The organism is Halobaculum sp. MBLA0143 (assembly GCF_041361465.1).
GTDB lineage: Archaea > Halobacteriota > Halobacteria > Halobacteriales > Haloferacaceae > JAHENP01.
The window spans coordinates 1,636,443-1,648,934 of sequence record NZ_JBGKAC010000001.1; the positions used below are offsets into that span (position 1 = coordinate 1,636,443).

General features: G+C 69.4%; 12 protein-coding genes. 6 read left to right on the forward strand and 6 right to left on the reverse strand.

Annotated features, from left to right (window positions below; genetic code table 11):
- Positions 1 to 66: 66 nt before the first annotated feature.
- Positions 67 to 1,341, forward strand: a complete 1,275-nt coding sequence (gene glyA, locus RYH79_RS08445) for a serine hydroxymethyltransferase (RefSeq protein WP_370898098.1) — start codon at positions 67 to 69, stop codon at positions 1,339 to 1,341.
- Positions 1,342 to 1,459: 118 nt separating this feature from the next.
- A complete protein-coding gene (locus RYH79_RS08450; RefSeq protein ID WP_370898100.1) occupies positions 1,460 to 2,347 on the forward strand; it encodes a bifunctional 5,10-methylenetetrahydrofolate dehydrogenase/5,10-methenyltetrahydrofolate cyclohydrolase in 888 nt (295 codons plus the stop codon).
- Positions 2,348 to 2,390: 43 nt separating this feature from the next.
- On the opposite strand, the gene RYH79_RS08455 is transcribed toward RYH79_RS08450, so the two are convergent.
- From RYH79_RS08455 to RYH79_RS08470, 4 genes are all read right to left on the reverse strand, one after another.
- Positions 2,391 to 3,092 (reverse strand): DUF7117 family protein, encoded by a 702-nt coding sequence (locus tag RYH79_RS08455; protein WP_370898102.1) that lies wholly within the window; start codon positions 3,090 to 3,092, stop codon positions 2,391 to 2,393.
- 49 nt (positions 3,093 to 3,141) lie between these two features.
- Positions 3,142 to 4,221: a hypothetical protein gene (locus RYH79_RS08460; protein WP_370898104.1), complete on the reverse strand. Its 1,080-nt coding sequence runs from the start codon at positions 4,219 to 4,221 to the stop codon at positions 3,142 to 3,144.
- Between the two features lie 21 nt (positions 4,222 to 4,242).
- A complete protein-coding gene (locus tag RYH79_RS08465; protein WP_370898106.1) occupies positions 4,243 to 5,877 on the reverse strand; it encodes a potassium channel family protein in 1,635 nt (544 codons plus the stop codon).
- A 70-nt stretch (positions 5,878 to 5,947) separates the two neighbouring features.
- Complete coding sequence (locus tag RYH79_RS08470; protein WP_370898108.1) at positions 5,948 to 6,562, reverse strand: CDP-4-keto-6-deoxy-D-glucose-3-dehydrase; 615 nt, start codon at positions 6,560 to 6,562, stop codon at positions 5,948 to 5,950.
- Positions 6,563 to 6,758: 196 nt separating this feature from the next.
- Between RYH79_RS08470 and RYH79_RS08475 the strand changes: the two genes are divergently transcribed.
- Together RYH79_RS08475 and RYH79_RS08480 are read left to right on the forward strand one after the other, a co-directional pair.
- The gene (locus RYH79_RS08475; protein WP_370898110.1) at positions 6,759 to 8,048 is read left to right on the forward strand and encodes an adenosylhomocysteinase; all 1,290 of its coding nucleotides are present in this window, start codon (positions 6,759 to 6,761) and stop codon (positions 8,046 to 8,048) included.
- Positions 8,049 to 8,090: 42 nt separating this feature from the next.
- The gene (locus RYH79_RS08480; protein WP_370898114.1) at positions 8,091 to 8,294 is read left to right on the forward strand and encodes a DUF7561 family protein; all 204 of its coding nucleotides are present in this window, start codon (positions 8,091 to 8,093) and stop codon (positions 8,292 to 8,294) included.
- A gap of 60 nt (positions 8,295 to 8,354) precedes the next feature.
- Here the strand turns inward: RYH79_RS08480 and dnaK are convergent, their stop codons facing one another.
- Positions 8,355 to 10,295, reverse strand: a complete 1,941-nt coding sequence (gene dnaK / locus RYH79_RS08485) for a molecular chaperone DnaK (RefSeq protein WP_370898116.1) — start codon at positions 10,293 to 10,295, stop codon at positions 8,355 to 8,357.
- A gap of 206 nt (positions 10,296 to 10,501) precedes the next feature.
- On the opposite strand from dnaK, the gene RYH79_RS08490 reads away from it, so the two are divergent.
- Both RYH79_RS08490 and RYH79_RS08495 read left to right on the forward strand, forming a co-directional pair.
- Positions 10,502 to 10,990 (forward strand): JAB/MPN domain protein-containing protein, encoded by a 489-nt coding sequence (locus RYH79_RS08490; protein WP_370898118.1) that lies wholly within the window; start codon positions 10,502 to 10,504, stop codon positions 10,988 to 10,990.
- Positions 10,987 to 11,457 (forward strand): FAD synthase family protein, encoded by a 471-nt coding sequence (locus tag RYH79_RS08495; RefSeq protein WP_370898119.1) that lies wholly within the window; start codon positions 10,987 to 10,989, stop codon positions 11,455 to 11,457. Before RYH79_RS08490 ends, RYH79_RS08495 begins: the two co-directional genes overlap by 4 nt.
- 45 nt (positions 11,458 to 11,502) lie before the next feature.
- Here the strand turns inward: RYH79_RS08495 and RYH79_RS08500 are convergent, their stop codons facing one another.
- The gene (locus RYH79_RS08500) at positions 11,503 to 12,423 is read right to left on the reverse strand and encodes a DUF1028 domain-containing protein (protein WP_370898121.1); all 921 of its coding nucleotides are present in this window, start codon (positions 12,421 to 12,423) and stop codon (positions 11,503 to 11,505) included.
- Positions 12,424 to 12,492: the final 69 nt, after the last annotated feature.

Here is a 12,492-nt window from a genome sequence, read left to right on the forward strand (position 1 = left end):
GTCGAGGCGATCGGCCAGAACGGCCGGTCCCGGGGGTATTTTGCCTGTCGACCCCCGACTGTCGGTATGGACTACCCGCACGTCCGGGAGACCGACCCCGCCGTCGCCGAGGCGCTGACCGACGAGGTAGACAGACAACGCGACACGCTGTCGATGATCGCCTCGGAGAACCACGTCTCGCCCGCGGTGATGGAGGCCCAGGGGAGCGCTCTCACGAACAAGTACGCGGAGGGCTACCCCGGGGCGCGTTACTACGCCGGCTGTGAGAACGCAGACGAGGTAGAGGAGTTGGCCATCTCGCGCGCGAAGAAGCTGTGGGGCGCAGACCACGTCAACGTCCAGCCTCACTCCGGCACGCAGGCGAACCAGGCGGTGTACTTCACCATCCTGGAGCCGGGCGACAAGATCCTCTCGCTGGACCTCAATCACGGCGGCCACCTGAGCCACGGCCACAAGGCCAACTTCACCGGACAGCTGTACGATGTCCAGCAGTACGAGGTCGACCCGGAGACGGGCTACCTGGACTACGACGGGCTGCGAGACCACGCCGAGTCGTTCGACCCGGACGTGATCGTCTCCGGCTACTCCGCGTACCCCCGCGAGGTGGAGTTCGGCCGGATCCAGACGGTCGCGGACGCCGTCGACGCGTACCACCTCGCCGACATGGCCCACATCACCGGGCTCGTCGCCGCCGGCGTCCACGAGTCGCCCGTGGGTGAGGCGGACTTCGTCACCGGCTCCACACACAAGACGATCCGAGCCGGCCGCGGCGGGATCGTCATGTGCGACGAGGAGCACGCCGACGACATCGACGCCGCGGTGTTCCCCGGCGGCCAGGGTGGCCCGTTGATGCACAACGTCGCCGGCAAGGCCGTCGGGTTCCGGGAGGCGCTCGAGCCGGAGTTCCGCTCGTACGCCGAGCAGGTGGTCGACAACGCCCGGACGCTGGCCGACAGCTTCGCCGACCAGGGGCTGTCCGTGGTCTCCGGCGGGACGGACACCCACCTCGTCCTCGTGGACCTCCGGGAGTCACACCCGGACGTCACCGGCGGCGACGCCGAAGACGCCCTCACGGACGCCGGAATCGTCCTCAACGCCAACACGGTGCCCGGGGAGACCCGATCACCGTTCGATCCGTCCGGCATCCGCGCCGGCACCGCCGCGCTCACCACTCGTGGGTTCGGCGAGGCGGAACTCCGCGAGGTCGGCGAGCTGATCGCCCGTGTCGTCGACGCCCACGACGACGAGAGCGTGATCGCCGACGTGCGCGACCGCGTCGACGAACTCACAGACGAGTTCCCGCTGTACGAGGACGGCGAGAACTTCCCGACGCCGGAGTGACGACGGTCACCACGCTGTCGCCGCCTCTGTTGGAAGATCGTGCCCAAACACCCGTCTCTCGTCTCTATTCTGTACACGTATCCGCAGATTTATGCGGCCCGCGAGAGGAGACACGCCCGTGACACAGATCATCGACGGCGAGGCGCTGGCGGGAGAGATCCGCGAGGGGGTCGCCGACGCGGTCGCGGCGTTCGAGTCCGAGGGGGTCACGCCGGGGCTGGCGACCGTCCTGATGGAGGCGGACCCGGCCTCCGAGACGTACGTGAACATGAAGCAACGCGACTGCGAGGAGGTGGGGATCGACGGGATCCACGTCGAGGTGGACGCGGACGCTCCCGAGGCGGCGCTGTTCGATCGGATCGACGAGCTGAACGACGACGACGGCGTCCACGGGATCCTCGTCCAGATGCCGGTGCCGGACCACGTCGACGAACGGGCGGCCCAGGCGGCCGTCGACCCGGCGAAAGACGTCGACGGGTTCAACCCGGAGAACGTCGGTCGGCTGGTGGCCGGCGAGCCACGGTTCCGGCCGTGTACGCCGTTCGGCATCCAACGGCTGCTGGCGGACGCCGGCGTCGAGACGGCCGGTGCGGACGTGGTCGTCGTCGGGCGGTCGAACATCGTCGGCCGGCCGTTGGCGAACCTGCTCACGCGGCGGGCCGACGACGGCAACGCGACCGTGACGATCTGTCACTCGAAGACGGCGGACCTGGCGGCACACACGCGACGCGCAGATGTCGTGGTCGCGGCGGCGGGGGTCCCGGAGCTGATCGGCCGCGAGGAGGTCACTCCGGAGACGACCGTCGTCGACGTGGGGATCAACCGGGTGGAGCGGGACGGGGAGTCGACGCTCGTCGGCGACGCCGACTTCGAGGCGTTGGACGGCTACGTCGACGCGATCACGCCCGTCCCGGGCGGCGTCGGCCCGATGACCCGCGCGATGCTGCTGTACAACACCGTACTCGCGGCCCGTCGCCAGACCGGCCTGGACGTGCCGCTGCCGTAGGCGACGGCCTCCGACGCGCCACCGCGCCCGCGAGACGACGGCCTCACTTCGTCGTCAACTGCTCGCGCGCTCGATCCAACGCCTCGTCGTCGTCGCCGGCGACGTGGCGCCACACCTCGCGGGCGGCCGCGACGAGCGCGTCCGCCTCCGTCGGCTCCACGTCCCCCTGGAGCGCCTCGGCTCGTTTCGCGCGGTCCCGCACCGTCGACAGCACGGCCGCCAACGCCCCCGTCGGCTCGGTCACTGTCGTCACCTCCGAGCGGTACTGGAGGACCGCCCGAGCGGCCGCGAGTCCGCGGGCCGGCCGGAGCCGCCGGGGGACCTCCGCCGCCGACGGTCGCTCGCCGGTGTCTGCGGCCCGCAGCAACGAGACGACGTACAGCCGCTCCGGGTCCGTCGGCTCCCGCAGCCGCGAGAAGATGTCCGCGGCCTGACGCAGTTCCGCCGCCACGAGGTAGGCTTCGTCCAACGCCCGTAGCTCCCCACCACGCAGGAACCCCCGGGTTGCGAGGTACGAGCGACAGCGTTCCTCCAGGTCGTCCGTCAGCTCCGACAACGGCGTCTCGTCCACCTCGACGAGCAGGTCCGTCAGCTCCAGGTCCTCGTGGCCGTCCGTGTGGTGCTCCCGGTCGCCGCTCCCGACGCTCTCCAGGCTGCCACACTCCGGACACTCGATCGACCCCGTCTCGAAGTACGACCACCGGTTGTCACACGACTTACACTCGCGTCGACCCCGGATCTCCATACGGCCCCGTTGGTGCGCCCGCCTCAAATGCACCGAGGTTCTCGGCGTCTCACCGCAGGGTCGGGTCGTACTCCGGGTCGTAGTCGGCGTCGGCGTCGTCCAGCGTCTGCACCACGTCGTCGTGGTCGAAGTCGACCGTGCCCCCGGCAGAGAACGTGTCCGTCCGGGTGGCGGTGTCCTCGCGTAGGGCGCCGCCGTACACCCCGGAGGAGAACGGGGCGACAGCGTTGCCGAACGCGTCCAGCACGTCCGCGAAGAAGTGTGCCCGTGCGGCTTCCACCTCCTCGCGGTAGTCGTCCGGGTCGTCGGCGATCGGCTCGTCTGCGTTCCCCTTCCGGACGGCCCAGAGGTGTCTGGCGTAGTCGTACCGTGCCCGGGCGGTGCGGCGGATGACCCCTCCCATCTGTCGGTCCAGGTCGTCGCCCGGCACCGCCTCGTGGCCGTAGTTGACGAACAACCCGTCGCCGGCGAGCCGTCGGAGCGGCCCGGGCGCCAACAGGTCCACCCGGATCACCCGGTCGCCGTCCGGGACGACCGCCGTCGGCTCGTCGTCGTCGCCGACGGCCACCCCTCGGCTGGGGTCTTCGGCCAGCCTGTTGGCCGCCCGGAGCGCGAGGAGGTGGAGCGACTCCATGGCACCTCCCTCTTCGAGTGGCCCAGACAACGGCGGCTCGTAGCTGTCGGCGTCGAACGTCACGACGGGGTCGGCGTCCGCCCGCGGGACGCCGTCGTCGTCGCAGTCCGTGGCGTCGTAGATCCGGAGCCTGACGGCCGCCGACAGCGCCGGCAACACGTCCACCGCCACCGGCACGGCCAGGAACGGGTGGAGCTCTCGGTTCGTGACGGCGAACAGGTGGTAGGTGGTGAACTGTCGGAACCGCTCGCCCATCTTCCCCAGCGTCGCCTCCGTCAGCGGGCCGGCCGTCTCCAGCCAGTGAGGGGTGTGGACCTCCTGTGGGAACCGGTTGCGTCGGAGGTACTTCTCGAACCGCTCGTGGAGCCGACCCACGGGGAGAAACTCCGTCGTTCGGTACACTTTGAACCGGCGGCTCCCGGTCCCCCGTGTCGTCTGCTGGAACAGCATCAGCGCTTCCGACTCCATCGCGTCTGTCTCTCGTCGGGCTGTCACGGACTAAACCGTTTCCACTGCTCACCCGAGCAGTCGATTGAACTCGTTCGTCCCCTCGTCCGTGCCGGCGATTATCAGGTCGTCGTCCGTCTCGACGCGGAACGTCGGGCCCACGTTCGTCACCACCTCGCCGGCCCGTTCGACGGCGACGACCGTACAGCCGGTCCGGGCACGCACGTCGGCGTCACCCAGCGTCCGGCCGACGAGCCCCGGCGCCTTCGTCCGGATCACGTCCACCTGCGTGTCCGGCGACAGCACGTCCTCGTCGTCGAGCACGGCCGAGGCGATCATCCGCCCCGTGACGGACGCCAGCGACAGGACGTAGTCCGCGCCGGCCCGGTACACCTTCCCCGTCGCCTCCGGCCGCTCCACCCGGGCGACCACCTCCGTCTCGTCCGTCAGGTCCCGGACGACGAGCGTCGTGAACTCCGCGGTCGTGTCCTCCGGCAGCGCCAACACGACCGAGCGGGCGTCGGCGACCCCGGCTTCCCTGATCACGTCCTGGTCCGTCGCGTCGCCGACCACGTCCACGCCCGGCCGTTCGACCACGTCGACGACCGTGTGGTCGATATCTGCCTCCGCGAGCGCGGCCGCCACTCGTTGGCCCACCTCGCCGTAGCCGAGCACCACCGTCTCTCCGGGCGTGAACTGGCGCATCTCCGACACTGCCACCTCCCGGAGCTCCCGTAGTTGGTCGCGGCGTCCAGTGACGAGCAACACGGTCGATCCGTCCAACGGGACGGACGGCGGCGGCGGACTCTTGAAGTCGCCTCTGAGCCACGCACCGACGACGTTCACGCCCGTCTGTTCCCGGATGCCGCTCTCGGCCAGCGTCTGACCGATCATCTCGCTCTCCCGCGACAAGGGGAGCTCTGCGATGTCGAAGTCCTCGCCTAACTCCACGGTGTCACCCAGGTCCGTCGTCACGCCGGTCGTCAGCTTCCGGGCGAGACTCTCACCCAACAGTCGCCGCGGGGACAGCACCTCGTCTGCGCCCGCGAGTCGGTGGTAACGGGCCCGGTCGGGCTCCTCGACGACGCTGACGATCTGGACGTCCTCCGCCAGTTCCTTGGCCGTGAGGACGATGCTCGTGTCGACCGTGTCGGACACGTCCGCGACGACCGCACGGGCCGCGTCGATCCGCGCCCCCTCCAGCCCCGCCACCGTGTTCGGCTCCGCGTGGATCACGCGGTAGCCGTCCTCGTACAGCTCCGTCGCCCGCTCGCGGTCCGGCTCCACCAGAACGTACGGCTGTTCGACCGCGTCCAACTCCGAGATCAGCGTGTCCGACCGCGGGTTGTGTGTGCAGATGACGACGTGGTCGGACACGTCCCCGTCCAGGGCCGTCGGGACGGACGTGGCGATGGCCGACTCCAACAACGGGAACACGAGCGCCGGCAGTGCCAGGAAGATCAACACGACCCCGGTGACGTTCATGCTGATCACGAGCAGTCGCATCGCGTCCGTCGTCCACGGCGCGTCCGAGCCGTAGCCGGTCGTGCTGAACGTCTCCACCACCACCCGGGCCGCGTGGAGGAACGGCACCGGCTCCCCGTCGAACGCGGACATCCCGTAGTCGTACAACAGGGTGTACCCCAGCATGACGGCCACGACGGCGGCGACGTACCACGCCGTCCGTCGCTGCCAAGAATCCATGTTCGAACCCTCGCCGCCGTCGTGTAAAACGGTTCTGTGACGACCTCGCCGCCCGCTCCGAGTCGGCGGCTCACGCGACCGACTCGACGGCCGTCGCCAGCCGCTCGTAGGCGTCGGCGACCCGGTCGCGCGCCAACACCGGCGGCTCTGCCGACGGCACCGCCGTCGCCGGCGCGTCGAACCGGGTGGCCACCGGCGACGGCACCCGCGCCGCTCGCGTCACGGCGACTGCGACCACCGGTGTCCCGACGGCCGCCGCGATCGCCGCCGACTTCTCTGCACCTCGGATCGCTGGCGCGCAGGCGGTCGTCGTCACGACCACCCCGTCCGCGACCCGGATCGGCAGGACGGCCGGCGGGCCGACACCGGAGGGCGTGTCGACGGCGGTCGGCGACGGGCGGGCGGCGAGCCGCCGCAGCACGGCTCCACGGTCGCGCTCGCCCGGCGCCGGCGGCGCCGGGACCACGACCGGCGGGGGGCCGACCGATCGGAGGTCCCGGTCGTCTGCCCGCCGCTCCGGGAGCCCGTCGTCGGGCCACGACCGTCCGACCCGGGCGAGCGCGTGCAGGTTCGGCAGCGTCCAGTCGGCGTCGGCCGCCGCCGCGTCGCTCCCCAGTGCCGCCGCTAGCCCCAGCGTCGTCACTGTCGTGCCTGTGCCACCTTTCCCGCCCGTGACTGCGAGCACGGGGCGAGTGGTCGCGTTCCCGTACTTCAAACGTCGGGTGCCACGGTCACCGTTCGGTCACACCGAGGAACCCGAGCCCGGCGAGCGCCGCGAGCACTGGGAACACGACTCCCGACACCACGGCGGCGGAGCCGGGCGCACACCGGGGTGAGGCGGGTCCGGCGTGTTCAAGTCCCTCCCGCTACGAGTACGTCTCGTGAGCACACACGCATACGCGCCCGTCGACCGACACCTCGACGACCCCGCGTCGGCCGTCGAGTCGGGCGACCAGAAGATCGAGTGGGCCCGCCAACACATGCCGATTCTCGCGGAACTACGCGAACAGTTCCGGGAGACGGAGCCGTTCGCGGGCGAGACCGTCGGCATGGCGATGCACGTCGAGGCGACGACCGCGAACCTCGTCACCCTCCTCGCGGACGGGGGCGCCGAAGTCGCGATCACCGGCTGCAACCCCCTCTCTACCCACGACGACGTGAGCGCCGCGCTGAACGCCCGCGACGCGATCACCTCCTACGCCGTCCGTGGCGTCGAAGACGACGACTACTACGCCGCCATCGAGTCGGTGATCGACCACGAGCCGACCGTCACCGTCGACGACGGGATGGACATGGTCGCGGCCATCCACGAGGACTACCCGGAGCTGATCGACACCATCGTCGGCGGCTGTGAGGAGACCACCACCGGGGTCCACCGTCTGCGCGCGATGGACGACGACGGCGAACTCGACTACCCCGTGTTCGCCGTCAACGACACGCCGATGAAGCGGTTGTTCGACAACGTCCACGGCACCGGGGAGTCCGCGCTGTCCACCATCGTCCAGACGACGAACCTCTCGCTGGCCTCGAAGAACGTCGTCGTCGCCGGCTACGGCGACTGCGGTCGCGGCGTCGCGAGCAAGGCCGCCGGCCAGAACGCGAACGTGATCGTCTGTGAGGTCGACCCCCGGAAGGCGCTGGAGGCGCACATGGAGGGGTACGACGTACTGCCGATGAGCGAGGCCGCCGAGGTCGGCGACGTGTTCGTCACGACGACCGGCAACCGCGACGTGATCACCCGCGAACACTTCGAGGCGATGGACGACGGTGTCCTCCTCGCCAACGCCGGCCACTTCGACGTGGAGGTGAACGTCGAGGAGCTCGCCGACTACGCCGTCGACAGCTACGAGATCCGCGACGGCGTCGAGGCGTTCGAGACCCCGGACGGCCGCCGGCTCAACCTCCTCGCGGAGGGACGACTCGTCAACCTCGCCGCACCGCTCGGCCAGGGCCACCCCGTCGAGGTGATGGACCAGAGCTTCGGCGTCCAGGCCGTCTGTGTCCGCGAACTCGTCGAGGCGGGCGACGACTACGCGGCCGGCGTCCACGACGTGCCAGACGAACTCGACCGCGAGGTCGCCGAGGTGAAACTCGCCGCCGAGGGTGTCGCCCACGACGAGCTCACCGACGACCAGCGCGAGTACATGGGCTCGTGGCAACACGGGACCTGACGAGCCACAACACACACGACTGCCGGGCGCGTACCGCCGAGGATGGCAAGCCAGCCCTGTGACGGCTGTGACGAACAGGTCTCCGTCGCCGGCGGAATCGCCAACCTCTGGACGTTAGAGAAGGAGACCACCGGCGGGATCGAACTGGAACTCGTCGACGGCACCGAGACGTTCCTCTGTTACGACTGTATCGAACGACTGCCCGACGACAAAGAGATCACCGCCGATCACGTCGAGCGGTTGTGAGCATCGTCGGCCGCGAACTCGCGCAGACTGTTCCGTGACGGGTCGACCGCCGCTCGGACTCTACGAGTCCTTGTCGTCGTCGTCCACGTCCTCGAAGTCGGCGTCGACGTAGTCGTCGTCGTCGTCACCCGCAGCACCGGCACCACCCATGCCGCCAGGGCCGGCTGCGCCGCCCATGCCGCCGGCGCCGCCCGGACCGGCACCGCCCGGACCAGCGCCACCCGGACCGGCACCGGCGCCGCCAGCTTCGGCCTCGGCTTGCTGCTGGTACATCTGCTTGCCGATCTCCTGGAGCGCGGTCGACAGCGTCTCCGTCGCCTCTTCCAGATCCTCCGTCTCGGCGTCCTCGTCTTCCAGGACGGCCTCGACGTTGTCGATCTCCTCGCGGATGTCGTCGGCCAGCTCCTCGTCGATCTCCTCTTCGTTCTCTTCGAGGAGCTTCTCGGCGCGCTGGACCGCACCCTCGGCCTCGTTGCGGGCCTCGATCCGTTCGCGGCGGCGCTGGTCTTCTTCCTCGTGGGCCTCGGCCTCCTCCTGCATCTGGTCGATCTCCTCGTCGGAGAGGCCGACGCCGCCTTCGATGGTGATGTCCTCGGCGTTGCCGGAGCCTTGGTCCTCGGCGGAGACGTTGACGATGCCGTTCTCGTCGATGTCGAACGACACCTCGATCTGCGGGGTGCCCGCCGGCGCCGGCGGGATGCCGGTGAGCTGGAACGCGCCCAGCATCTCGTTCTCCTCTGCGATCTCCCGTTCACCCTGGAACACCCGCACCTGGACCGAGGTCTGGTTGTCCGCCGCGGTGGTGAAGATCTTCGACTCCTCCGTCGGGATCGTCGTGTTCTTCTCGATCAGCCGCTCGAACAGCCCGCCTTTCACCTCGATCCCGAGCGACAACGGCGTCACGTCCAGCAGGACGAGGTCGTCCACGTCGCCCGAGAGGACACCGCCCTGGATCGCGGCGCCCAGGCCGACCGCCTCGTCCGGGTTGACGTTCGCCTGCGGCTCCGTCTCCAGCACCTCCTCTACCTGTTGTTTCACCTGGGGCATCCGGGTGGAGCCACCCACGAGGATCGCCTCGTCGATGTCGGACTCGTCGTAGCCGGCGTCGTCCAGCGCCTGCTTCGTCGGCCCGACGGTCCGTTCGATCAGGTCCTCCGTCAGCGCCTCGAACTTCGCACGCGTGATGGACTGCTCGAGGTTGAGCGCGCCGTCGTCCGTCGTGGCGATGAAGGGGAGATTGACCGTCGTCTCCTTCCGGCTGGACAGCTCCACCTTCGCCTCCTCGGCGGCGTCCTTCAGCCGTTGGAGCGCCTGGCGGTCCTCGCGGAGGTCGATCCCGTGTTCCGCCTCGAACTCGTCGGCGAGGTAGTCGATGATCGCCTCGTCCCAGTCGTCGCCGCCGAGGTCGTTGTCCCCGTTCGTGGCGACGACCTCGTACACGCCGCCGCCCAGGTCGAGGATGGACACGTCGAACGTCCCGCCGCCGAGGTCGTACACGAGGACAGTCTGGTCGGACTCGTCGTCCAGTCCGTACGCCATCGCCGCGGCCGTCGGCTCGTTGACGATCCGTTCGACCTCGAAGCCGGCGATCTCGCCAGCGTCTTTCGTCGCCTGGCGCTGCCGGTCGCTGAAGTACGCCGGCACCGTGATGACGGCCCGCTCCACCTCGTCACCCAGGTACTCCTCGGCGTCTCGTTTGATCTTCTGGAGGATCATCGCCGAGATCTGCTCGGGGGTGTACTCCTCACCGTCGACGGAGACGGTGTAGTCGCCGTCCCCCATGTGCCGCTTGATCGACTGGATCGTGCGGTCCGGGTTCTGGACGGCCTGGTTCTTCGCCGGCTTGCCGACGAGTCGCTCGTCGTCGTCGAACGCCACGACCGACGGCGTCGTCCGATCACCCTCGGCGTTGACGATGATCTCCGGGTCCTCACCCTCCATCACCGCGAACGCGGAGTTCGTCGTCCCGAGGTCGATCCCGAGAATCTTGTCGCTCGCCATTGTTGCCTGCCACTACCAGCCTCCGCCGGTTAAACGTTACTGGATCGACCGGAGACCCTCGCAACCCGGACCCGCTGCCGTCTTGCGATTCGGTGAGTCACCCCGGATCGACGGTGAGAACATTTATCACGAACCTCTCGGGCACTCGCGGGCCGCCGACCGGGCCCATCGACACCCTTACCAATCGGTCGCCCGGAGCCTCGGACATGGGCCTGTTCCGGTCGAGCGAGCTACTGGGTATCGCTCGGGAGACCCTGGATTTCGTGTTGGAGGCGTCCAACGACGCCCACCCGAACGAGTACATGGGGTTCTTCGCCGACACGCCCGCGAGCGACCTCGGGCTCGACCGGCGCGGCACCGTCATCACGGACGTGATCGTCGTCCCGGGGACGGAGTCGAACCCCTACTCGGCGACGGTCAAGGAGAACCAGATCCCCGCCGGCGGCAAGGCCGTCGGCTCCGTCCACTCACACCCCAACGGCGTGTTGCAACCCAGCGACGCCGATCTCGGCACGTTCCACGCCGGCAAGGTCCACGTCATCGTCGGCCACCCGTACGGTCGCCGGGACTGGCGCGCGTTCGACCGCGAGGGGGAGCCGACGACACTCGACGTGATCGACGTGGAGCTGCCGGACGACGACGCCTTCTTCGACTTCGACCAGACGGACATCGACGCGGAACTCCACGACGAATGACTGACGACACCGACACCGACGAGGCGGCGGCGACGAACCGTGTCGTCCTCGCGCAGGGGACGTTCGATCTGATCCACCCGGGACACCTCCACTACCTCTCCGAGGCGGCCGATCACGGCGACGAACTCCACGTCGTCGTCGCCCGCCGCGAGAACGTCTCTCACAAGCCCACCCCGGTGTGTCCCGACCGACAGCGCCGCGACGTGTTGGACGCGCTGGCGGTCGTCGACGAGGCACACGTCGGCGACCCGGACGACTACTTCGTCCCCGTCGAACGGATCGACCCGGACGTGATCGTCCTCGGGTTCGACCAACACCACGACGGCGACGCGATCAGCGAACAGCTCCGCGACCGTGGACTCGACTGTGAAGTCACTCGTGCCACCGGCCGCGAGCCCGACTACGACGGCGAGATTCTCTCGAGCAACGAGATCGTCGACCGGCTCGTCGAACGGGAGAGCGAGTAGGACACGAGCGGGAACGCGAGTGGGACGCGAGTCGGACGCAGGCCGTTACTTCCGATCGTACTGCGAGAGCCCGTGCCAGATGGCGTCCACCATCCGCGCTTCCCCGTCGCCGTCGGCGTCGTCCCAGCCGTCCGCGAGCGCGTCCTCGATCACCGGCAACGGGTGGTTCTCGAAGTTGTTCATCCCGCGGAACGCCTCCAGCGCCTCGCGTTCGGACTCGCCGAACGCCGTCGTCGGCTCCCCGTCGTAGAAGCCCAGATCCGCCAGCGTCTCGGCGACCGCGCGGGCCGTCTGGCCGTCCAGCTCTCGGGTCTCCTCGGGCTCTTCGCGCTCCAGCAGCGTCACGTCGTACAGCTTGAACACTCGCTCCAGCTCCGCGATCGGTTCCTCGTGGTCGTCCACCCGCACGTCCACCCAGCGGTCGTTGTTGCCGTCGTAGCCGCCCTCCGGCTTGGCGACGTACAGCGCCGCCCCCTGTTGGCCACGTTGGTCGCCGCCGGCCTCGTTGCCGGCGTGCAGCGCCGCGAGCATCGCCTCCGGCAGTCCGGCGTCGTCGGCCCGCTCCGTCTCGAACGTCTCTGCCATCGCGTCGACGGTCGCCTCGTTCTCCAGGATGTTGCCCTGAACCGTGTACGTCTCCCCCTGGCGGTCGCCGGCGTAGTCGAAACAGTCGTCGCCGGTGAACGCCGCGACGGAGCCGTCCTGGCCGACGACGCCCACCTGGCGCTGGGGGGCCTCCTCGTCTTCCTCGGTGAGTCGGTCGATCACGGTCGCGGCGTCGTGGCCCTCCCGGAGGAGGTCCAGGCCCTCCGGGCCGTACGCCACGTTGGCGAAGCTCTGTGTGGCGACGGCACCGGCGTCGGCCGCGGCGAACGGCACCACGCTGCCGACGCCGACGAACTTCGACTGGACGGCCACGCCGACCGCCTCCGTCTCCGGGTCGCGTGCGACGATGGAGAACGTCATGGACGTCCCTGCGAGCGCCCGGCTCAAGAGCGTGGCGAGTCGCTGTGAGACGAGAGGCACAGTGGGTCG

Excerpts from the sequence above, each read along its gene's own strand:
- glyA (WP_370898098.1), top strand. The coding sequence starts at position 67 with ATGGACTACCCGCACGTCCGGGAGACCGACCCCGCCGTCGCCGAGGCG.
- RYH79_RS08455 (WP_370898102.1), bottom strand. The coding sequence starts at position 3,092 with ATGGAGATCCGGGGTCGACGCGAGTGTAAGTCGTGTGACAACCGGTGG.
- RYH79_RS08465 (WP_370898106.1), bottom strand. The coding sequence starts at position 5,877 with ATGGATTCTTGGCAGCGACGGACGGCGTGGTACGTCGCCGCCGTCGTG.
- RYH79_RS08480 (WP_370898114.1), top strand. The coding sequence starts at position 8,091 with ATGGCAAGCCAGCCCTGTGACGGCTGTGACGAACAGGTCTCCGTCGCC.
- dnaK (WP_370898116.1), bottom strand. The coding sequence starts at position 10,295 with ATGGCGAGCGACAAGATTCTCGGGATCGACCTCGGGACGACGAACTCC.
- RYH79_RS08490 (WP_370898118.1), top strand. The coding sequence starts at position 10,502 with ATGGGCCTGTTCCGGTCGAGCGAGCTACTGGGTATCGCTCGGGAGACC.
- RYH79_RS08495 (WP_370898119.1), top strand. The coding sequence starts at position 10,987 with ATGACTGACGACACCGACACCGACGAGGCGGCGGCGACGAACCGTGTC.
- RYH79_RS08500 (WP_370898121.1), bottom strand. The coding sequence starts at position 12,423 with ATGACGTTCTCCATCGTCGCACGCGACCCGGAGACGGAGGCGGTCGGC.